Origin of the sequence: Arcobacter lacus, from assembly GCF_003063295.1 — a bacterium.
GTDB lineage: Bacteria > Campylobacterota > Campylobacteria > Campylobacterales > Arcobacteraceae > Aliarcobacter > Aliarcobacter lacus.
In genome coordinates this window covers 75,159-96,773 of the sequence record NZ_MUXF01000010.1, presented here as the reverse complement: position 1 = coordinate 96,773, position 21,615 = coordinate 75,159, and the positions used below count along the sequence as shown (strand labels likewise).

General features: G+C 25.2%; 19 protein-coding genes. 7 read left to right on the top strand and 12 right to left on the bottom strand.

What is annotated here, in order from left to right:
• Nucleotides 1-14: 14 nt before the first annotated feature.
• A complete protein-coding gene (locus B0175_RS06025; RefSeq protein ID WP_108527741.1) occupies nt 15-1,145 on the bottom strand; it encodes a hypothetical protein in 1,131 nt (376 codons plus the stop codon).
• A gap of 154 nt (nt 1,146-1,299) precedes the next feature.
• Between B0175_RS06025 and B0175_RS06020 the strand changes: the two genes are divergently transcribed.
• The 3 genes from B0175_RS06020 to B0175_RS06010 all read left to right on the top strand — a co-directional run bounded on the left by B0175_RS06020 (nt 1,300) and on the right by B0175_RS06010 (nt 7,613).
• Complete coding sequence (locus B0175_RS06020) at nt 1,300-4,194, top strand: Eco57I restriction-modification methylase domain-containing protein (RefSeq protein WP_108527740.1); 2,895 nt, start codon at nt 1,300-1,302, stop codon at nt 4,192-4,194.
• 5 nt (nt 4,195-4,199) lie between these two features.
• Nucleotides 4,200-6,554, top strand: coding sequence for a DUF2971 domain-containing protein (locus tag B0175_RS06015; RefSeq protein WP_108527739.1), 2,355 nt, complete (start codon nt 4,200-4,202; stop codon nt 6,552-6,554).
• Nucleotides 6,555-6,731: 177 nt separating this feature from the next.
• Complete coding sequence (locus tag B0175_RS06010) at nt 6,732-7,613, top strand: ORF6N domain-containing protein (protein WP_108527738.1); 882 nt, start codon at nt 6,732-6,734, stop codon at nt 7,611-7,613.
• 22 nt (nt 7,614-7,635) lie between these two features.
• Here the strand turns inward: B0175_RS06010 and B0175_RS11245 are convergent, their stop codons facing one another.
• On the bottom strand, nt 7,636-7,788 hold the full coding sequence (locus B0175_RS11245; protein ID WP_210004284.1) for a hypothetical protein: 153 nt from the start codon (nt 7,786-7,788) through the stop codon (nt 7,636-7,638).
• A 32-nt stretch (nt 7,789-7,820) separates the two neighbouring features.
• Between B0175_RS11245 and B0175_RS06005 the strand changes: the two genes are divergently transcribed.
• Nucleotides 7,821-8,639 (top strand): hypothetical protein, encoded by an 819-nt coding sequence (locus B0175_RS06005; protein WP_108527737.1) that lies wholly within the window; start codon nt 7,821-7,823, stop codon nt 8,637-8,639.
• 47 nt (nt 8,640-8,686) lie between these two features.
• Here B0175_RS06005 and B0175_RS06000 read toward each other — a convergent pair whose 3' ends face one another.
• Nucleotides 8,687-10,183 (bottom strand): autotransporter outer membrane beta-barrel domain-containing protein, encoded by a 1,497-nt coding sequence (locus tag B0175_RS06000; RefSeq protein ID WP_108527736.1) that lies wholly within the window; start codon nt 10,181-10,183, stop codon nt 8,687-8,689.
• A 105-nt stretch (nt 10,184-10,288) separates the two neighbouring features.
• Here B0175_RS06000 and B0175_RS05995 point away from each other — a divergent pair, with 105 nt between their 5' ends.
• Both B0175_RS05995 and B0175_RS05990 read left to right on the top strand, forming a co-directional pair.
• Nucleotides 10,289-12,154, top strand: a complete 1,866-nt coding sequence (locus B0175_RS05995) for a 7TM diverse intracellular signaling domain-containing protein (protein ID WP_108527735.1) — start codon at nt 10,289-10,291, stop codon at nt 12,152-12,154.
• Nucleotides 12,144-12,851, top strand: coding sequence for a response regulator (locus B0175_RS05990; protein ID WP_108527734.1), 708 nt, complete (start codon nt 12,144-12,146; stop codon nt 12,849-12,851). Before B0175_RS05995 ends, B0175_RS05990 begins: the two co-directional genes overlap by 11 nt.
• A gap of 10 nt (nt 12,852-12,861) precedes the next feature.
• Here B0175_RS05990 and B0175_RS05985 read toward each other — a convergent pair whose 3' ends face one another.
• From B0175_RS05985 to B0175_RS05945, 9 genes are all read right to left on the bottom strand, one after another.
• The gene (locus B0175_RS05985; RefSeq protein WP_108527733.1) at nt 12,862-13,563 is read right to left on the bottom strand and encodes a glutamine amidotransferase; all 702 of its coding nucleotides are present in this window, start codon (nt 13,561-13,563) and stop codon (nt 12,862-12,864) included.
• A gap of 74 nt (nt 13,564-13,637) precedes the next feature.
• Nucleotides 13,638-14,288, bottom strand: coding sequence for an energy-coupling factor ABC transporter ATP-binding protein (locus tag B0175_RS05980; protein ID WP_108527732.1), 651 nt, complete (start codon nt 14,286-14,288; stop codon nt 13,638-13,640).
• Complete coding sequence (locus tag B0175_RS05975; protein WP_108527731.1) at nt 14,285-14,929, bottom strand: energy-coupling factor transporter transmembrane component T family protein; 645 nt, start codon at nt 14,927-14,929, stop codon at nt 14,285-14,287. The genes B0175_RS05980 and B0175_RS05975 overlap by 4 nt, the downstream gene beginning before the upstream one ends.
• Complete coding sequence (locus B0175_RS05970) at nt 14,926-15,402, bottom strand: hypothetical protein (protein ID WP_108527730.1); 477 nt, start codon at nt 15,400-15,402, stop codon at nt 14,926-14,928. The genes B0175_RS05975 and B0175_RS05970 overlap by 4 nt, the downstream gene beginning before the upstream one ends.
• On the bottom strand, nt 15,399-16,001 hold the full coding sequence (gene cbiM / locus B0175_RS05965; RefSeq protein WP_108527729.1) for a cobalt transporter CbiM: 603 nt from the start codon (nt 15,999-16,001) through the stop codon (nt 15,399-15,401). The genes B0175_RS05970 and cbiM overlap by 4 nt, the downstream gene beginning before the upstream one ends.
• 1 nt (nt 16,002) lies before the next feature.
• Nucleotides 16,003-16,728 carry a DUF4198 domain-containing protein gene (locus B0175_RS05960; RefSeq protein WP_108527728.1) on the bottom strand — a complete coding sequence of 242 codons (726 nt, stop codon included), beginning with the start codon at nt 16,726-16,728 and terminating at the stop codon, nt 16,003-16,005.
• A gap of 97 nt (nt 16,729-16,825) precedes the next feature.
• Complete coding sequence (locus B0175_RS05955; RefSeq protein ID WP_108527727.1) at nt 16,826-18,073, bottom strand: L-lactate MFS transporter; 1,248 nt, start codon at nt 18,071-18,073, stop codon at nt 16,826-16,828.
• 39 nt (nt 18,074-18,112) lie between these two features.
• Nucleotides 18,113-19,027 carry a class I SAM-dependent methyltransferase gene (locus tag B0175_RS05950; RefSeq protein WP_108527726.1) on the bottom strand — a complete coding sequence of 305 codons (915 nt, stop codon included), beginning with the start codon at nt 19,025-19,027 and terminating at the stop codon, nt 18,113-18,115.
• A gap of 42 nt (nt 19,028-19,069) precedes the next feature.
• Nucleotides 19,070-20,257: an acyltransferase family protein gene (locus B0175_RS05945; protein WP_108527725.1), complete on the bottom strand. Its 1,188-nt coding sequence runs from the start codon at nt 20,255-20,257 to the stop codon at nt 19,070-19,072.
• Between the two features lie 185 nt (nt 20,258-20,442).
• On the opposite strand from B0175_RS05945, the gene B0175_RS05940 reads away from it, so the two are divergent.
• A complete protein-coding gene (locus B0175_RS05940) occupies nt 20,443-21,612 on the top strand; it encodes a FecR family protein (RefSeq protein ID WP_108527724.1) in 1,170 nt (389 codons plus the stop codon).
• The last annotated feature ends 3 nt before the right edge of the window (nt 21,613-21,615 follow it).

Genomic DNA, 21,615 nt, shown 5'->3' with positions numbered 1-21,615 from the left:
ATAAATATAATATTTTATTTAATAAGCGAAATATATTTTAAGATATGTTTTATATTATCAACTGTTAAATGGTGTTTTTCTTCTAAAATTTTCATAAAAAATCTAACTTCTGCATTTGTAAATCCATCAAGTTCTTTGTCTTTTATAGAAACTTCATTTTCTTGAAGTCTTACTCTTTTCAATTTATCATTTGTCTCTTTTACATAATAAACTATATCAATTTGTGTTTGATTTACTTTTTCTAAAGTTACAATAATCCTATTTGACCTTGCTTCTAAATCAAACTCTTCATATAAAACTTTGAACTCTTCACTTGTTGTATATCCAATATATAATTTTGTGTATATATCAAAATATAAAGACATCTTTGCTGATGAAAAAAATCTCAAATCAACCACAAATCTTGGATTTTGTCTTGAAGTATTTAATATCCATTCTAAAGTAGGAAAATATGGGAATTTTTTATATTTTATTTTATAAGCTTCAATATATTTATCATTTTTTGGAACTTCTAAAGTTTGAACATCGTTTTTTACTTTTTTTGCGAAAATGATTTTTTCTATTAGTTCTTTATCTTCCAAATCTTTTGTAACCCAAATAGTCGCATAAGATGGAAAATTTTTAAGTCCAACTGAACCTTGTGTTACAACTATCAAAGCTTTGATATTTAAAGTTGGAAAAATCATCTTAAGTAAAGCATACTTTTTAACTAATCTTTTATTTAAACTTGCTGTTTTTTTCGATGTGCTCATCTCTACAAAATATAAACTATCTTTTGTAAAAAATAGTGCGTCAAATTCGCTTATATCTTTATATGCTGATTTATATACTATTTGTGAACTACTATCTATTAAAAGTCCACTTTTTATAAAGTGATTTTCTTTAGCTTGATATGGTCCTTTTAATACAAACCTTGTAATTTCATCTTGAGTTAAAACATACTTTAGTAATAACTCATAAATGATATTTTCATAAATCTCTCCAATAAAACTGCTATATGCAGTTATATATGAAATATCATCTTTTGAAGTGTTGTTTTTTACTAAAGCTTTTAAACTTTTATTATCATAAGAGTAATGAAAAAGATTTTCTTTTATATCTTCTATTTCTAGTTGTTTTATTTTATCTGTAATTTCTAATTTCAAGTTTTCTCTTCTAAAATCTATATTTAAGTCTTTTCGATTATATCTAAAAAAACTTATTTTTCATAACATCAAAAATCTTATTATCAAGTTATTTTTTTATTGCATTTTGATAGAATAAATAAAACAATTAAAAACGAGTAAAGGTTTTATTTTTATGTCTATGTTTCAAAAATCAGTAATAAATAGTATCAAACAAGATGAAAGTTTGGTGGCTCTACGATGGGCAAAATTTCAAGAATTTTTATCAAAAGTTGATTATATAAAAACAGTAAAAGAAGAAAAATACCAAGATGGATTTTTAAAAGATGTTTTTGAAAGTTGTTTGGGTTATACACTTGATATGACTAATCCGTCTAATTTTAATTTAGAGCGTGAAAAGAAAAATGAAACAGATGGCAAAAAAGCCGATGGTGTTATTTATGTAGATGAAAAAATAGTTGGTGTTATCGAACTAAAAGCACAAGATACAAAAAATCTTGATAAGATTGAAGCCCAAGCTTTTAATTATCATGCATCACACTCAAACTCAAAATATATTATTATCTCAAATTTTGATGAACTAAGATTTTACATAGATAAAAAAACAGCTTATGAGAAATTTTCTCTTTTTAATCTTGATTATGAAGAGTTTAAAAAGCTTCATCTTCTAATTTCTTTTGAAAGTATTAAAAATGATATTCCTCTAAAAATCAAAGAAAAAACAGCAAGTTTTGAGCAAAATATTTCAAAAGAACTTTATAAAGATTTCTCACATTTTAGAAATCATCTTTTCGAAAATATTATAACAAACAATGAAAACATAGATAAATCAACGCTTCTGCGACTTACTCAAAAACTGTGTGATAGAATAATCTTCATACTTTTTGCAGAAGATAGAGGACTTTTAACTCCAAATACTATAAAACAAATCAGAGAACGACACAGTCAAGATGTTTTTGGTAATCCTATGTATGAATACTATAAAATCTATTTTGATGCTATAAATCAAGGAAATGAAAGATTAAATATTCCAAAATACAATGGTGGTTTATTTTCAAAAGATGAATTACTCGATAGTTTAAAAATAGATGATAATGTTCTTAATATGGAAGCACAAAAATTAAGTGATTATGATTTTGCTAGTGAAGTATCAGTAAATATTTTAGGACATATATTTGAACAATCTTTAACAGATTTAGAAGAGATACAAGCAAATATAAACAATACAGATTTTGACAAAACAAAATCAAAAAGAAAAAAAGATGGAGTTTTTTATACTCCTGAATATATCACAAAATATATTGTTGATAATACTTTAGGCAAGATGTGTACACAAAAAAGAGAAGAGTTAAACTTATCAAATGTAACAGCACCAACAAATCCAAAAAAACTTACAAAAGTAGAACAACAAATAAAAGATAATCTTGAAATATATAAAGATTGGCTTTTTAATCTAAAAATCCTTGACCCAGCGTGTGGAAGTGGAGCATTTTTAAATCAAGCGTTAGAGTATCTGATAAAAGAACATAAACAACTACAAAATGATTTAGCACTTATGGGAGATTTATTCTCATCTTATACAGTTGAAGAAAGCGTACTTGAACATAATCTTTATGGAGTGGACATAAATGAAGATGCTGTTGAAATAGCAAAACTCTCATTATGGCTTAGAACTGCTCAAAGAGGAAGAGCTTTAACTAATTTAAATGATAAGATTATTTGTGCAAATTCTCTTTTAGAAATGCCATTTGAAGAAAATAGTTTTGATGTAGTTATTGGAAATCCACCTTATGTGGTTTTAAATCCTGAATTACTAAAAGATTATAATTTTGTAAAAGGAAATTATAATACTTATATAGCATTTGTTGAAAAATCATTAAAATTATTAAAAGAAGAAAGATATTTAGGTTTTATAATTCCTAATACTTGGTTTTCAGGAGATAATTATTTAGATTTTAGAAATCATATAATTAACGAATTTAGTTTAGATGAAATCATTCAATTACCTTATGATATTTTTGAAGCTTATATTGATACTTCTATTGTATTAGTTTCAAAAAATAAAAATACAGATTATACAAAATGTTATAAATATGATATTAGAAATTATCAAAATGAAATTTCTATTGAAAATTTATTTTCTTTTCCAAATAAAGAATGGATAAGATATGGTAAAGTTTTTTTAAATAATCAATTATTGAAAATAGGAGAAAAGGTATTATTTTCAGAAAAAAATGTTAAATTAGGTGAAATTTCTTTTATAAATAGAGGTTGTTTACCACCAAAAGAAGATGAAAAATTTATTAAATCTGATGAATATGATTTAAGATGGTTTGAAGAACAAGTTTTTAGATACACCATTGAAAAATCTAATTTAATTTCTTATGTAAATTATAATAATTTACGAGAAAATAAACCAATAGAATTATACAAAGCTGAAAAATTATTGGCAAGACAACTTATGAGCAGACAATTTAGAATGAATATTACATATTTAAATGAGGAAGTCGCATTTAAAAAGAATTTATATGCTATTTATAATCTAAATTCAGATTATAAATATTTATATATACTTTCTATTTTAAATAGTACATTATTTAGTTTTGTTCAAATTAACTTTAATACATCTTTACAAAGAGATGATTTTCCTGCATTTAGTCTTAATGATTTTAAAAATTTCAATATTCCAAAAATTGATATAAATAATCAAAAGCCATTTATCCAAAAAGCTAACTTAATGCTTGAATTAAATAAAAAATTGCAAGAAACAAAACAAAACTTTTATGATGAATTAAAACTTGAAAAACTTACAACCAAACTACAAAAATTTGAAGAATTAGAGTTTGATGATTTTATAAAAGAATACACAAAATCAAAAAAAATAAAATTCGCCGATAAACTAGAAGAAAGAAATTTCAAAAACGCTTGGAAAGCCCTTTTTGAAAATGATAAAAAAGAAGTCCTAGAAATCCAAAATCAAATCAATAAAACAGATAAAGAAATCGACCAAATGGTTTATAAACTTTATGATTTAACAGAAGATGAGATTAAGATTGTTGAGGGAAATTAGTTGCTATGGAAGAATTAAAAAAAGCAATACTAGATAATTTATATAAAACAAACTTTTATGAAGCATTGAAAAATATTAAACAATTAGAAAATAATTTTCCAAATAAAGAAGAAATACTATTTTTTTACTATTATTTATATGATTTGATGTACTGGATTAGTAGAAATAAACAGAATGCTTCATTTGATGAAATAGAAAAATCTAAAAATAAATATTTTGAAAAAATAATACAAAAAAATGGAAATGATAAATCACAAAGTTATCTTCAATTATATTTATTTTTAAAAGAAAATTTTACAATATTTAACCGTTTTATATGGTTTAGAAAATATGAAAAAGAGAAAGATTTATTAAATCACGTATTACAAGAAAACCCTAAAAATCTTGATGCACAATTTTATTTGCTTTTTATTGATAAAGAAAATAAAAAGTGCTTTGATTTTTTGATGAAAAATATATTAGATACTCAAATTGTACAAAAATTTATAGATAATCTTCGGTACAAAGATGAATATTTAGATGATATTCAAAAACTTAGGGAAAAATACAATCTTACTACAGAACAAAGTGAGTTATTTTATAAAAAAGAAAAAAAAGACTATGAGGGTTTATATTGTTATTTCAATAAATATAAAGAAAGAAAAAATAAATATTTACATATTATAACTTATGGAAAAGTTTGTTTTGAATTACAAAAGTACGAGGAAGCAATAGAATATAATGAGAACAAAAAAGATAAGAGTAGTAATGATTTTTTTATACTTGGTGAATGTTATGAAAGAATAGATAACAAAAGAAAAGCAATTCAGTGTTATAAAAATTATTACAACAATTTTCGTTCAGGCTATTGGAAAAATGGTATTAATAAATTATTTGAACTTCACGCTTATGATGAAATAAAAGATATACTAAAAAAAGAAAAATCTAGTCTACATGAGATAGAAAAAACTTTTTTTGAAGCTAAGATATTAAATATTGAAAAACAATATACAAATAGCATAAATCATCTTAGCAGTTTAACTCATAAATTACAAAATCATCACGATGACTTGAAAAAAGATATTTATTTTTTGTATATACAAAATAATTATGAACTAACATTGGATTACATTGAAAAATCATACCAGAGAATAATTGATGAAAAAGATTTTGAAGCAGATGATATATTTGGATTAAGTTATTCTATTTTATCAACTTTTAACGAGATGAAAAAATATATAAAAAAGCTTAACATAGAATATAAAAATGAGTTTAGAAAAGAAGCTAAATCATACCTTGATAAAATTCGTAAGTTATATATCAAAAAAATAAGAATGATTTATAAGGAATCTAAAAAACAAAATATTAAACTTAGTGATGATAGAAAGCTTTATTATCTCTCTGCTTTTATAAATACAAAAGCAATAAAAGAAAGAATTGATATTTATAAAAATAAAATTAAAATAGAACCCGATAATCCTAAATATTTTTTAGAACTTGGAAAGTTAGAATATCAAAAATCAAAAAAAACAGACAAAAAGTATAAAAAAGCCGTCAAATCTCTTGAAAAATCTATAGAATTAGCAAATAAATATTTTGTAAATCTTGATGGTGAATCTGAATTATTATTGGTGAAAATCAAAAAATCAAAAGGAGAAAAAAAGAGTTATTTTGATAAAAGTATTAAAGACTATTTATTTTATAACTCTTTTCAAAAAGACATTTACACAATATTTTTTGAACAAACTTTATATAAATATCAAAGTTTCTCTTTAAATGCCTTATCAAGTTTATCGGAGAATTATTTATATTTTCCAACTCCCGAACAACTTAATGACCCTTTTGATGTTGCATCAGAATCTTTAGAGAAACAGTTTAAAAATTTGAAATTAAATAAAAGTGATTTTAAACTATGTTCTTTGTCACAAATTAATGATAATAAATTGATGTGGTCGCATTATACACAAGAGCATAGTGGAATATGTGTTGGATATAAATTTTTATATTTGCCAAATTATGTTGGAAAATCTAAGGTTAAATATCAAAATACTAATTTAGTTGAAAAAGATATATTTAATGGTATTTTAGATTATTGGACTATTAAATCGGAAGATTGGGAATACGAGCAGGAAGTAAGATTATTACATTATGGTGATAAACAAAAGATACATTATACTTTTGATGTTAGTGAAGCTATTGAAAAAAATATAATAGCATTACAAATAGAATCTATAATTTTTGGTTTAAAATTTCAATATGAAGCTAGTATAAAACCTATAATTTTAGAAATTGAAAAAAAGCAAAAGAAAAAAATAAATCTTTTTAAAGCAAATCAAAGAAAGCAAAAGTTGGTATTAGAAGAAGTAAATGAGAAAAAATAAAATGATAATAGATACAAGAATAAAAATAAAAGAAGCAACTTTTTGCTTTTTTTCAACTCTTGACTGAAACTTGTTTCGTGCTAAACAAAAATATTAAAAAAATAACAAATTGTAATATTTTTAATTATTACTTTAAAAAATTTATATAATTCTTGCATAAATTCAAAAGGCTAAAAAATGCAAGAACTTATAATAAATGAAAACAATATAAAAGATAAAATTCATACAATAAGAAACCAACAAGTAATTTTAGATAGAGATTTAGCAGAACTTTATGGAGTGGAAACAAAAGTTTTAAATCAAGCAGTAAAAAGAAATGAAGCAAGATTTCCAAATGATTTTATGTTTCAACTCTCAAAAGAAGAATTTGAAAATTGGAGGTCACAATTTGTGACTTCCAATTCTGATAAGATGGGACTAAGAAGACCACCTTATGCTTTTACAGAACAAGGTGTTTCTATGTTAAGTGCTGTTTTAAAAAGTGATATAGCAATTGATATAAGTGTCAAAATCATAAGAGCATTTGTGGAAATGAGAAAGATGATTAATTCAGATAATGCTTTATTTTATAAAATTGATTTTTTAGAAAAAAGACAAATTTCCTATGAACTAAAAACAGATACTAAAATAAACCAAATATTAAATGCATTAGAAGATAAATCTCTCAAACCTAAACAAGGGATATTCTACGATGGGCAAATATTTGATGCTTATGTTTTTGTAAATGATTTGCTAAAAAATGCAGTTGAAGAAGTAATTTTGATAGATAATTATGTAGATGACACAGTTTTTACTCTTTTTTCAAAATATCCAAATATTAAAATAAAAATCTATACATCAAATATCACAAAACAAATTAAACTAGATTTCCAAAAATATCAAACTCAATACAAAAATACGGAACTTTTTGAGTTCAGAAACTCCCATGATAGATTTTTAATTATTGATAAAAAAGAAGTTTATCATCTAGGAGCAAGTATTAAAGATTTAGGTAAAAAATGGTTTGCTTTTTCAAAATTTGAAATAGAAAATTTAAAGATTTTGGAGAGATTGAAATAACAAATTGAAATATTATTAAGTTCTAATCAAACCTTTTAAAATCATCATCTTCACTTCCATCTTTTTTTCTATTTTTAAATTTCCACATAGTAATAAAATACTTCACACTTGCAAAACTCAAAAACAAAGCTAAAATAAAAAAAACAACATACATCAATATCACAACCGTTTGCATATTTTTTCCTTTTATCTTGTATAATCTATTTTATGAAAACATTTATTTTAAATAACATAAACAAGCTTATTTTACTACTTTTTTCTTTGATTGTTTTATTTCTTGCTAGTTCTTTTACTATTGATGAAAGTGCAAAAAAGATGGTCGATGAATCATTTAAACAAGCTGTTATTGTATTTGGAAGTGCAAAAGCTTTAAATGGTGTGATTTCTCTAGCTCAAGGAACGCAAATAAATCTGCCTTTTGTGGTTGTAGCTATTGGGCAAATACTTGACCCAATAAATGACTTAGTAGAGCAATTTTCTCTTATAATGCTCGCTAGTTTAGTTTCACTTGGTATTCAAAAAATCTTACTAAATTTTGTAACAAATGAGATATTTAACTACATATTATTTACTTTTATTATCATCTTTAATATTTGGCTTTTCAAACGATTTACAAATGATGATAAACTAAGAACTCTTTTTTTCAAAATTACATTTATTTTTATCTTTTTGAGATTTTCTATTCCTATGATTAGTTATGTAAATGACTTTACCTATAACTATTTTGTAAAACCACAATACAACATAGAAGTTTTAAATGACAATATTTTAAAAGTAACAGATGATGTAAGTAAAATCAACCAAAATGCAATAGAACAAAAAGAAGAGAGTTCATTTTTTGGAAAAATAACTGAAAAATTTGATTTAAGCTTTTATGAAAAGAAAGTTGATGAGTATAAAAATGCAGTTGATAACTCAAGTGAATATATGATAGATTTGATTATAGTTTTTATATTCCAAACTATTTTATTGCCAATAGTTTTTTTATATATTTTGTATATTTTAGCTAGAAAGATTATTTTATAAGAAAAGATTTTACTACAAAGCTATGTAGTAAAACTCTCTTTTTTATTTTAGAATTTATATGTATATTTTAGTGAAACTACATGGTTCAAATAGTCTTCACCTTGTCCTTGTAGGTTATAATTCAAGCTTACATTTGACAATTTACTCAAATCATTCTCATACCCTACTCCTACATCATAACTCCATCTTCCATTATCTATTCCTTCTGTATCAAACGACAATCCACTTGCTCCTTGATAAGAAGAACTTACGATATTATTATCATCTCTCAAGTCATATCCTAATCCTACACTTCCTGTTAATCTTGACTCTTCATCTATTTTATAATATCCCATTGTTCCCAATCCTACTACAAATTCACTCGAACTAAATTTATTTACATTTAGGTTAAGAGCATCTGCTCCTGTCTCTGTATAACTTGGTGTTTCAAAGTGTCTATACAACGTCGAAACATATGGTTGCAATAAAATTTCTTCATTTACTCTAAAATCTCTTACTAATTTCAAGTCTACTGATGCTATTTTTGAAGTATAATCTGCTTTTGCTGTTTGGTTTACAAATTCGATATCTCTATTTGTATCTGTCTTTTGCCAAGAGTATCCTACTTGATACAAGAAGTTTGTTTTATCATCTATTACTGGTACATTCCCATATACAATTAAGCTATACACATCTATATCTGATTTTTGAGATACATTATTTACATCTACATCTGCATTTGTATAGAAAAATCCTAATCCTATCTTTTGGTTTGTTGCGTACTCACCATCTACTCCAAATCCCAATCCATATGTTTTTATATCAAATCCATTGATATTATCTTTATTATTTTGCTCTCCATAAGATCCATATGTTTTTATCCATACATTCTTCTCATTTATCATATCATCACCTGAGTTCAATCCTGTTCCATTTAGGTTTACATTTTGTCTTTGTGTGATTATATTACTTACATTATTTGAGATTTGTGTTGCTGCTGTAAAGCTTGAAGTTGTTGTTTGTGGTGTTGTACTATCTACTGCTCTTGCTACATCTTTATCTGTTCCTAATTTATTTAATGCACCTTGTACATCACTATTTGTATCATATAGTTTTTGTAGAACTCTTGCTGCATTCCCTGCATTTTTATTATCACTTGATAGTGTATTTACTGATTGTGATATTGTTTGTGCTTGAATTGCTGTTAAAGACAATTCATCTCTAGTACCATTATAAAGAGAATATTCAAAATCTAAAAGTGCTGAATTATCTTTTATTGTTAAATTATTAACCATAATACTATCAGCAGATAGAATCCAAAGAGTATTTCCCACATATTTTAAATTATCAGCATTAGAATCAACCAATACATTGATTGCTTCACCTGAAAATGATACTGCTGGAAGGTCATAGAGAGCTGCGAATAAACCATTTTGATCACCATAAACCCAAACATCAAATTGATCTGAACTTGTAAAATACTCTGGACCAGCTGCATTTGCAAAACTAAATGCACCACTTAAAAGTAAACTACTAACTAAAAATGAAACTCTATTCTTTTTCATTATTTTCTCCTTGTTTTTTATTTCCAACAATTATAAAAAAAAGTTGTCGGAATGCTGACGGATTTGAAATATATTTTTATGATATAATCACATTTTGGAGTTTTTATGCGTAAATTTTTTATTATTTTTTTTATATTCTTGTCTTTTTTGTATGCAAAAGATTTAACACTTAACTTAGATAATCAAACAGCTGTTTATGACAATTTTAAAATAGAGTATTTCTTCGATAAAACGGAACTTCTAACCATCAATGATTTAGAAAAAAAAGAGTTTGAAAATGTCTCTAAAAATAGTTTTTCTTTGGGCTATTCAAAACAAAATGTTTGGCTAAAAATAAACTTATTTAATCAAAGTGATAATGAAGATTTTATTTTGACATTAAATGAAACTTTTTATGAAAAAGCAAATTTATATTATAAAAAAGACGGAAAATTGATAGAAATAAATAATGGTTTATTTTTACCACTTGAAAAAAGAGAAGTTAGATACAACAAACTATCATTTAAACTAAATCTTGAAAAAAATAGTAAATATGAGATTTTTATTTTATTAAATGGAAAATATTCATATTTTGGAAAAGTTTCAATTTTAAAAGAGAACTATTTTAAAATAAACAGCTTTCTTGATATGAATAATATTTATTTACTTATATTTGGCACAACATCTATAATACTTATTTTTAGTCTAGGATTATGGATATCTTTAAGAGAAAAGATTTATTACTATTATTCAGGATATACATTTTTCAATATTATATATCTAATCAAAATGAGTGGTTTGTTATCTTTTGTAAATCTTGAAGAGTATATCTATGTTCTTCAATCATCTGCGGCATTTTTAGAAGGTTTTTTGATCCTTTTTTCGCTTGAATATCTAAATACTAAAAAATACTTAAGTAAATATCATAAATATTTAAGACTGTTTTCTATTCCATATTTTTTAATAGGTTTTATACTTATTTTTGATTATCAACCTTGGAATCAAATCTTAAATATAATGTCATTACTAATAATCGTTGTTTTTTTACCTTTATCTATATATCTTTATTTTAAAGGACACAAAAAAAGTGTTTACTATACTTTGGCTCTACTTTTATATTTTTGTTTAGCAATGCTATTTTTACTTATGATACAAGGAAAACTTGGATATACAAATCTAACTAGATATGGTTTAGTTTTTGCTACAACTTTGGAAAATATAATCTTTTCTATTATGATAATAAGTAGATATAACGATATGAAAAATAAAGAAATACAATCGCAAGAAGAACTTATAAATATCAAAATCAATCAAGAAAATATCTTAAAAAATGAAGTTATAAAAAGAACAGATGAACTAACACTTACAAATAACAAACTTTCAAATCTTTTAAAGGAAAGAGAACTTTTACTAAAAGAGATTTTACATAGAGTAAAAAATAACTTTCATATGATTATTGGTATTTTGCATTTTGAAAGTCAAAAACACAAAAATACAGATATATTTTCAGAACTAATGAATCGTATAAAATCTATGTCAAAAATTCACGAATATCTTTTATATACTTCAAAAGATTTGAAAAAAATAAAAGTAAAAGACTATTTAAAAGACATTATCCAAAATATAAGTCACTCCTACACAAATAGTAAAATAAATATCAGTTCTATTATCGAAGATTTACACCTAGAACTTGACGAAATAATCTCTTTGAGTATCATAATAAATGAAATAATAAACAATAGTATAAAACATCATAAGAACTCGGAAGATATAGTTATTTCTTTGTCTTTAAAAAAACAAAATAACAAATATGTTCTTGAGATAAAAGATAATGGTGCAGGTTTTAATCTTCAAGAAGTAGAAGAAGGTTTGGGATTGAAGCTTGTGAAAGACTTTGCTTCTAAATTGGCTAATTGCAAATATGAAAACTACTTTAATGAAGGAAATATTTTTATGTTATCATTTGAAATAAGAGGAAATTATGAAATTTGAGAATTATAATATATTGATTGTAGAAGATGAAATCATAGCTTCTGAATATTTAAAAAATATTCTTATTTCACTAAATTTTAAAAATATTTTTGAAGCTAAAAATTCGCAAGGTTGTTTAGAAAGTGTAAAAAATAATAAAATTGATTTAATTTTAATGGATATAAATATAGAAGGTAATTTAGATGGTATAAAACTAGCTAAATTGATAAATAAAAACTCTTTTATACCGATAGTTTACACTACTGCTTACGCAGATGCAGATACCATAAATGAAGCAAAAGAGAGTAATGTTTTTGGATATTTAGTTAAACCTTTTAGTTCTCAAGAAGTTGAAGCTACAATAAATGTAGCTATAAAAATCTTAAGTCGATTTAATGAAAAAACTAATAAAAGCATAGATGACAAATCAAGTATAGTACGAATAAATGAAGATTATTCTTATAACTTTGATACAAAAACACTCACAAGAAATGGTAAAGTTTTTGATTTGACAAAAAAAGAGCTAGTTTTATTAGACTTTTTTTGCCATAACTTAAATCAAAATGTCTCTTATGATGTTATGAGAGAATATATTTGGCATTCAACAAATGTATCATCATCAACTATAAGAGATATAGTTTCTAGACTTAAAAATAAAGTTCCTAATTTGAATATTGAAAATATCGTAAATTATGGATATATATTAAAAACTAATTAGAAGAGTTTTATCATAAAAATAGTTTTTCAAACTCTTTTAATATAGAAGTTGCAATATAAGTATCATCTACTTGATTTAAAAGTTTTTCACTATTGATATCCTTTTTTTTAGAAACTTCTTTTATATATAAACTCATAACATTTTTATCAAATTCAGGATGAAACTGAACTCCCCAAGCACAACTTCCAACTTTAAAACTATGATTTTTATCATGGCTATTTGAAGCCAATCTAATAGCACCTTTTGGAAGTTCTAAAACTGTTTGAGAATGTATAGTATGAGCTTTGAAACTATTTTCAAGTTTTGAAAAAATAGTGTCATTTTTAGCATTTTCATCTAAGTTTATCTCAACTGTTCCAATCTCCATACCAGCTTTATGATAACCAGAAACTCCTCCTAAACTTTTTGCTAGAAGTTGGTGTCCATAACAAATAGCTAAAAGTGGGATTTCTTTATTTACCACATCTTCTAACCATTTTTCAAGTTCTAAACTCCAAGTTTCTTCATCTGTAACCATACTATGAGAACCTGTTAAAATAACTGCATCTGTTTTAGTAAGAGTTGGTAAAATAGCACTTTTTTGAGCATCAATAACTGATACATCTATATTTTTATTTTCAAACTTATTTATAATCCAATCTTCAAAATCATAAAACTCACTTTTTATAGATTCAAAAGTTGAACCACATTTTATAATATATAATTTTTTCATAATTCCCTTATAATTTTAATTTTTGAGTATGAAAAAATAATACTTTGATTATAATTAAGAGTAGTTTATTTTTATTAAATTTTGTGTAACAACTCATTTTCAAGTTTATAAATAGTAGGAGCAAGTTTTTCTATAAAAGATTTATGATGAGAGATGATAATCATAGATTTTTTTTGTGAGTTTAAAATATCTATTATTTTATTTTGAGTTTGTTCATCTAAAGCATTTGTAGGTTCATCTAAAAGCAAGATTTTTGGATTTTTTATAAGTATTCCAGCAAGTGCAACTATCTTTTGTTCACCTCCACTTAACTCGTAAATAACCCTATTTTCTAAGTGTAAAATATCTAACTCTTTTAATATTTCTAAAGCTTTTGTTCTTGCTTCATCTTTGCAAGTTCCTAAAGTTCTTAAGCTAAACATCACATCTTCAATAACAGTTGGACATAAAAAAAAGCTACTAATATCTTGAGGTAAATATCCAACTTCAAAACGAAACTTTTTATAGTCATTTTTTGATTTTATAGGATTGTGAAAAAGTTCTAAAGTTCCATCAAAACAGCTTTCAATTCCTGCGATGATTTTTAAAAGTGTACTTTTGCCAACTCCATTTGAGCCTATGATTGCTATTTTTTCTTCGTGTCCTACATTTAGATTTATATTTTCAAATAAAATAGTATTTTCATTTTTATATGAAACATTTTTAAGTGTGATTGAACAACTCATAAAAAAACCTTTAAAATTAAAGTAAATATTGTAATAAATAGTAAAACATAGTCATATTTTGACAAAGAAAAATCACTATTTAGATAAATCTCTCCATTAAAACCTCTTAAATCAAAACTATCTTTTAGATTTTGTGCTTTTTGCATAGATTTTATAAAAAGTAAGCCCAAAATATTACCATAAGTTTGATAGGTAAAAAGGCTAGTTTTATTACTAAAATTTCTTGAAACCAAAGATATTTTGATATTTTTGAACTCATTTTGAAGTTCTATTATCATCTTCCAAGTAAAATAAAATGCACTTATGAATTTTTTTGGAAATTTAAGTAAAAAGAATCCTCTTATAATATCCAAACCTTTTGAGTCAAAAAACAGCAATAAGTTAAAAAATATGATGATATTTGTTCGTAAATAGATATTTATAGCTTCATAAAAATCAGCTTGAAACCAAACAAAAATAAAAATTGTAAAAATAAATAGATTTAAAAATAGTAGCTTTTTTAAAACTTCTAAAGAGTTAGAAAAATTAACAGCTACTAAAAAAATTATAGGTAATAAAAAATATATATTAAAGTTAGAAAAACTTGCACCTAAAGTAAAAATAAAAGCACAAATAAGTGAAATAGCAGGATTAAATCTCAACGTTTAACTCTTTTTAGAAAAATAAAAATTAATGCTATTAAAATAAGCCCAAAAATAACTTTAAAAATCTCAAAATAGTTTAGTTGTTCTTCTAAAACTTTGATATGATTTTTTAGTTGTCTATTCTCTTCTTGAAGTTTATTTATTTCATCATTGCTATTAACTTCAACTTTTTCATCTTTTATAGTCTCTTTTACCTCTTTTGAAACTATATGCCCTGCTCCTGCATCAACTAAAACAGTAAGTTCTTCGATATTTGTTTTGTAATTGTACTCGCCATTTTCATTTAAAACATCAGAAAATATAAGATTTCCATCTTTATCTTTTATCTCAAACTTACAGTTTATACAACCTTTTGCATTTGCAAAATATGAATTGATAAATAGATTTCCATTTTCATAATCTAAAAATAGATTTATTTTATGTGCAAATAGAAAAATAGGAATGATTGATATTAATAAAAACTTCTTCATAAACTTGTTTCCTTTAAAAGTTTTGGCATACTTTTTTTGATATAAAGTAGTAAAAACATAGTTACTATTCCTTCTAAAATCATAGTAGGAATATTTACTGCAATTATAGAATAAGCAACAGCTAGATATTCATCTTTTGAAAAAACTAAAACAGTAAATAAAAGTAAACTTGAGATAAAAACTCCTAAAAATCCAACTAAAAAGAATTTAACTTTTTCATTTAATTTTTTTAAAATTTCTAGTTTAAATATCAAATATACTAAATACGCTGGAAGTGCCATAACTAAAATATTTGCTCCAAGAGAGCTAATTCCTCCAAAACCTAAAAGTAAAGCTTGAAGTATCAAAGCAATAGCAATACTAATAAAAGCTAAACTTCCTAAAAAAATACCAATAAAACCTATAAGCATAAGATGTATTTGAGTAACTCCAAAAGGAATGTGAATAAATGAAGTTACAAAAAACAAAGCACTCATTGAAGCAACTAAAGCTATTTTTTCATTTGTTAAGTTTTTAAATGAGTAAACGCAAAAAGCTAAAGTAGCAACTGCACTAACAGTTGCTACTTCAATACTGATTATTCCATCGCTTATATGCATTTTAGTATGCTTTTATCCAAAGTAATGCACCATTTTCAATTGGATATTTTTTACCTTCAAAATCTTTTTCACCTTCTTCAATTAGTGCTGCAAATCCCCACCAACCTTTGTGATTCATAACAAATGAAAAAACTCCATTGTCATCAGTTTTTACAACTTGTGTTATATGAGCATCACTTGGAGCTTTTAGTCCAAATTCATTATATAATTCAACTTCCACTTCTACATTTGATGCTGGTTTTCCATCATGTAAAACTTTTCCTTGAAAAAGATTTCCAGAATATAAAGCAAAAGGTTTTACCATAGGAATAATCTCATATTTTAAACCTAATGGCTCATCCCAACCATCTTCAACTCCAAAAGCACTAACTATTATTTTTGGAACATGAGAAATATATTTTTCTTCTGCTGGTTCAAAATATGGTTGTGGTTCAACAAAAAATTTATAAACACCTGGTTTTTTAATCTCATAATTTGTAGCCCAAGCTTTATGATCAAACTTTTTTGTTTGAGTTAAAGGTAAAGCATTTTTTGTTGATTCTAAATAAATACCAACTGGTTTTTCCATAGTCATACCAGTTTGTTCAAATGGATGAATAAACATAGCATCTATTTTGATATTTGCCTCTTTTTTATCATTTACATTATCTGTACTTGAAATTGTTGTTAAAAAGTGTGCATTTGCAATAGCAGCAGCAACAAAAAAAGAAAATATTGTCTTTTTCATAGTGTTATCCTTATATAAAAATTGCTTCAGATTATATTTATAAGGCTTTTATATAAATATAAAAATTGACAATTCTTATATACTTTTGGAACAACTTTTAGTGTTTATTTGCTTTTTTTCTTTTTATTGACTTAATATTTATAATCATTGCTATTGAAACAATAAATGCAATTATAAAAAATCCTGCAAAAACATAAAGTGTTTCAGAATAACTTCCAGTTCTATCTTTTACTATTGAAATAATAAGTGGTCCAACAAGTCCAGCTGCCGCCCAAGCTGTTAAAATATAACCATGAATTGCACCAAGCTCTTTTGTACCAAAAATATCTCCAATATATGCAGGAATTGAAGCAAATCCTCCACCATAACAAGTCATTATGAAATATAAAACAACTTGAAATACTACGATTTCAGTAATCGATGGCAACATATAAAAAGCTACTATTTGAGTAGCAAAAAATATTACATAAACAACAGGACGAGTGATATAATCACTTATTGCTGCCCAAACAAGTCTTCCTGCTCCATTAAAAATTCCCATTAAACCAACAGCTGCAGCTGCTGCAATAGCAGATATTCCTAAAACTTCTTGTAATAAAGGAGATGCAACTCCAATAATAGCAATACCACAAGTAATATTTATAAATAGCATCACCCAAAGACCATAAAATCTTGGTGTTTTAATAGCTTGTGCTAAAGATAGATTTTCTAAATCCTCTTTTAGTTTTTTCTTACCCTCTTTGATTTTTTGCTCAAATTTTTTAGGTAAATACTCATCATGTGGTTTTTCTAAATAAAGTGCCGATGAAAACATAACCACAAAATAAATAGCACCTAAAATAAAAAATGTTCCAGCTATTCCAACTGCTTCAATTAAGATTTTGATTGCTGGTCCCCAAACAGCAGAAGCAAATCCAAATCCCATAATAGCAAGTCCAGTTGCCATACCTCTTTTATCTGGAAACCATTTTACAAGTGTTGAAACTGGTGAAATATATCCTATTCCTAAACCACAACCACCCAATACTCCATAAAAAAAGTATAAAAGCATCTTTGATTCCATCATTATTGCAAGTCCAGAACCCATAGTTCCTAAACCAAAAAGTGAAGCTGCGATGATTGCTGAAACTCTTGGACCATTTTTTTCAACAAATTTTCCCATAAGTGCAGCACTAAGTCCTAAAAAGAAAATAGCAATACTAAATGCAATAGTAACATCTGTTAAATCCCATTGCATTTGAGTTTGGATTGGTTTTACATAAACACTCCAAGCATATACTGAACCTATACAAATATGTACTCCTACAGCACTTAATGCCATAAGCCAACGATTTTTTTCTATCATTTTGTCTCCCTAAAATAAAGCTAAGATTTTAACTAAAAATTAATTAGAGTTCTGTTTTTTAAATATAAGATTCTTTAATGATTTTTCTTCATTATTTGTGATAAATTCTTTTAAATTTTCTAGTCTTTTTTCAAATTTAAAAGTAGGAGCAAACTCTTCAAATTTCTGTTTTATAAAATCACTATCAAGTTCAGGAGCATTTAAACACGATAAAACTATACAGTTTTCGCTTGCAAGTTCAGGAAGTTTTTTTATGATTTTTTCATAATCTTTTGTTGCTGCAAAACTTCCTTTTTGAAAAGATGGAGGATCAATTATGATAATATCATAAGGTCCTTCTTTTTTTATTCTATTCCATGATTTTAAAATATCATAAGGCATAAATTTTACTTTTTTAGTATCAAGGTTATTTAGATGATGATTTTCTCTTCCAGTTGTTAAAGCACCTTTTGCCATATCTACATTTACAACTTGTTTTGCTTTTGCATTTATTGCAACGACACAAAAGGCACAAGTATAAGAAAAAAGATTTAGAATATTTTTATCATTACAAATAGAACTTATATATTCACGCCCTATTTTCATATCTAAAAAAATTCCGATATTTTTGTTAAAAAAGTTAATTTTATATTTTAAACCATTCTCAACCACGATATAAAAAGGAGGAATTTCTCCAATAATAGCTTCATTTAATTCATCTTTTTTATATTTTTTTTGCACAATAAATGTTTTATAGTTATAAGCATTTGCAATATCTTTTAAAGCTTTTATGATTTCATTTTCATCGCTACTTTCTTCAAAAAAGGTAGCAAATAAAATCTCATTTAAACTATCAACTGTTAAATAATTAAAATCTTCGTAAAAATTGCCACGTCCGTGAAAAACTCTTTTGATTTCAAATGTTTTATTTTCGAGATTATTTTGTATAAGTTTTTTTAAGTTTTCTATTTTCATATGTTATAAAAAAAGTAAGCTTAAAAGCTTACTTTTAAAAGATTATTTTGCTATTTTATCAACCCAAGCGCTGATTGGTTTAACAATTTTATTTAATAACATACTTACTAAAATAAATGCAACTAACCAACAAATAACAGCAGCCCAAGATGGTAAATAGTCAAAGAAGAAATCATATCTTCCAATTAAAGGCCAGTGGATTAAATATACTTCGTAAGAATAAACTCCATAAATTGCTAAAAATTTATTATCAACTTTTTTAAGTACAAAAATCACAATAAATGCCATCATAATAACTAAAGACATTAATTGTTCAACATAGAAACCTTTTACAAAAATTGCACTTAGTGTTGGCCAAGAATTTGCTGTTGTATGTAGTGATACATAATAAACAACTACAAACATTAAAGCAATGATTAAATATCTTACTAATCCAACTTTTTTTAGTCTAAACTCTTTTATAAAAGTAACAAACTTGTTTTCTTCACCCTCTTTTACTTGAAGTAACCAAGCAGCGATTATTCCCATAGGAAACGCTAAAGTGTGTAATCTATGAAGCCAATTATCTCCTAAATCTCCAGGATTAAATGTTCCAATAATTGTTGCAATAACAGCTAATATAAGAGCTGTCAACCATGGTTTCTCTTTGAAAAATACGATTGGAAATAATAAATAAAACATTATCATCCATGTAATATACCAAAATGGTGAGTTAACATCTCCAAAACCTAATGCAGTTGGGAAAAATCCTAACATTGATCTAAATATATAAAGAGCAATTGAACCACCTTCACCTGTTGTAGTTAAAGATGTAGCCATATAATACTCTTTTAAAAATATTGCATCTGCTGCAAAAATGATGATTAAAGCTACCCAAAATGGAATAAAGATTTTTATTACTCTTTTTTTATAAAAATCAAGAGTTTTCATAGGTCTTTTAAGCATTCCAACACTTAGTCCATATCCTGACATAAATAAGAATAGATCAACTCCAACTCCAGCTATAATTGACAATGGAAATAAAAAGTCAGCATTTGTAACTTTCATATATGCAAAGTGTGCAAATACAACTGTTAATATTCCTAAACCTTTTAACTCATTTGTAACTGATATTGGAAAAACATCTGTATGTTGAGATTTCTTAAAAGTAAGAAATAAAACTAGTAATACAACTGCAATAACTATATTTGTAGATAATATCGTATCATCTGTAAGAGTAATTGGACCCATAAGTTATGCAACCTCCCTATTGTTTTTTTTAAAATCGGCGGATTATAGCCTAAAGTCGATTACAATTTAATAAGAAAAATAATTTTTTACCTATTTAATAATATTTTAAGATTATAAAAAAATTATTTTGATATTATTATAAATATCTTTTATTATTATTATTATAAAAAGCACAAGGGAAAATCATGCTAAAAATATTTACATTACTGCTTTTATTTGCTTCTTTTTTATTTGCAAATGTAGGAACAGTTTCTTTAGTTGAAGGGAAAGCTACTATTCTAAGGAATGGACAAACTCTTAATGCAAATATGGGTGATAAAGTAGAGAATAAAGATATTATTTCTACTCAAGTAAACTCAAAAATAAAAATTACTTTTATTGACAACACTATTGTTACTATAGGAAAAGAGTCTAGTTTAAATATAGAAGAGTATATATTTAACTCAAAAGAAGCTAAAACAGAATTAAATGTCTTAAAAGGAGCTTTCCATACAATAACTGGACAAATTGGAAAAGTTAATCCAGATAAATTTAAACTAAAAACAAAATCTGCTTCAATTGGTATTAGAGGAACTGAATTTTATGGTGATGAAAATAGAATAGTTTGTACACAAGGAAGAATCGTTGTTCTTTCAAATGGTATTTCAGTAGATGTTCCTGCTGGAAATTATATAAATATATTTGCAAATCAAAGACCATCTGTTGCTTTACCTCTTCAAAATGATACTTTAAATGATATAGATGAAAGATTAAATGTAAATAATCAAAATAATAATTCTAATACTAATAACTTCAATAACAATCCAAGTTCTCCTTTAGCCTTAGAAAATCCAGGTTTAAATAATCAAGAAAATGTTGATAATCAAAACTCTTGGGGAGATTGGAATGAAGATTTACAAGCTTTGCTAGATGAAAAGAATAATGCAGCTTTAAATAATTCGATTCAAGATGCAACTAATAATAGTGTACTCAGTGTAACTGATCCTTCTTATGTTCAAAGTTTAATAGATGCAGCAAATTCTACTCAACTATCTTTTTCAGGAACAATCTCTTCGACAAACTTAAATCCAGGGGAAACTATTGTAAGTAACTCTATTTTTCTTAATATTTATTTGGGAGGAGGTAGTAATTATATAGATGGAAATTATACTTTTAGTACGAACCAATTAAGAAATTATAGCGGTACTTTTTTCACTAGCACTATAGATAAAGATGGATTTTCGGCTTCAGATTATAGTGATAGCTACATAAATGGGAAATTTTATGGTCAAAACATTAGTAGTGTAAGTGGTACTATAAATATGCAAGATCCAGGTGTTTCATCACTAAGTGGAACATTCTCAGCAACAAGGTAAAAC

What these genes read in the sequence shown, in the direction of transcription:
- B0175_RS06020 (WP_108527740.1), top strand. Translation starts at nt 1,300, where the DNA reads ATGTCTATGTTTCAAAAATCAGTAATAAATAGTATCAAACAAGATGAA.
- B0175_RS06015 (WP_108527739.1), top strand. Translation starts at nt 4,200, where the DNA reads ATGGAAGAATTAAAAAAAGCAATACTAGATAATTTATATAAAACAAAC.
- B0175_RS06010 (WP_108527738.1), top strand. Translation starts at nt 6,732, where the DNA reads ATGCAAGAACTTATAATAAATGAAAACAATATAAAAGATAAAATTCAT.
- B0175_RS11245 (WP_210004284.1), bottom strand. Translation starts at nt 7,788, where the DNA reads ATGCAAACGGTTGTGATATTGATGTATGTTGTTTTTTTTATTTTAGCT.
- B0175_RS06005 (WP_108527737.1), top strand. Translation starts at nt 7,821, where the DNA reads ATGAAAACATTTATTTTAAATAACATAAACAAGCTTATTTTACTACTT.
- B0175_RS06000 (WP_108527736.1), bottom strand. Translation starts at nt 10,183, where the DNA reads ATGAAAAAGAATAGAGTTTCATTTTTAGTTAGTAGTTTACTTTTAAGT.
- B0175_RS05995 (WP_108527735.1), top strand. Translation starts at nt 10,289, where the DNA reads ATGCGTAAATTTTTTATTATTTTTTTTATATTCTTGTCTTTTTTGTAT.
- B0175_RS05990 (WP_108527734.1), top strand. Translation starts at nt 12,144, where the DNA reads ATGAAATTTGAGAATTATAATATATTGATTGTAGAAGATGAAATCATA.
- B0175_RS05985 (WP_108527733.1), bottom strand. Translation starts at nt 13,563, where the DNA reads ATGAAAAAATTATATATTATAAAATGTGGTTCAACTTTTGAATCTATA.
- B0175_RS05980 (WP_108527732.1), bottom strand. Translation starts at nt 14,288, where the DNA reads ATGAGTTGTTCAATCACACTTAAAAATGTTTCATATAAAAATGAAAAT.
- B0175_RS05970 (WP_108527730.1), bottom strand. Translation starts at nt 15,402, where the DNA reads ATGAAGAAGTTTTTATTAATATCAATCATTCCTATTTTTCTATTTGCA.
- cbiM (WP_108527729.1), bottom strand. Translation starts at nt 16,001, where the DNA reads ATGCATATAAGCGATGGAATAATCAGTATTGAAGTAGCAACTGTTAGT.
- B0175_RS05960 (WP_108527728.1), bottom strand. Translation starts at nt 16,728, where the DNA reads ATGAAAAAGACAATATTTTCTTTTTTTGTTGCTGCTGCTATTGCAAAT.
- B0175_RS05955 (WP_108527727.1), bottom strand. Translation starts at nt 18,073, where the DNA reads ATGATAGAAAAAAATCGTTGGCTTATGGCATTAAGTGCTGTAGGAGTA.
- B0175_RS05950 (WP_108527726.1), bottom strand. Translation starts at nt 19,027, where the DNA reads ATGAAAATAGAAAACTTAAAAAAACTTATACAAAATAATCTCGAAAAT.
- B0175_RS05945 (WP_108527725.1), bottom strand. Translation starts at nt 20,257, where the DNA reads ATGGGTCCAATTACTCTTACAGATGATACGATATTATCTACAAATATA.
- B0175_RS05940 (WP_108527724.1), top strand. Translation starts at nt 20,443, where the DNA reads ATGCTAAAAATATTTACATTACTGCTTTTATTTGCTTCTTTTTTATTT.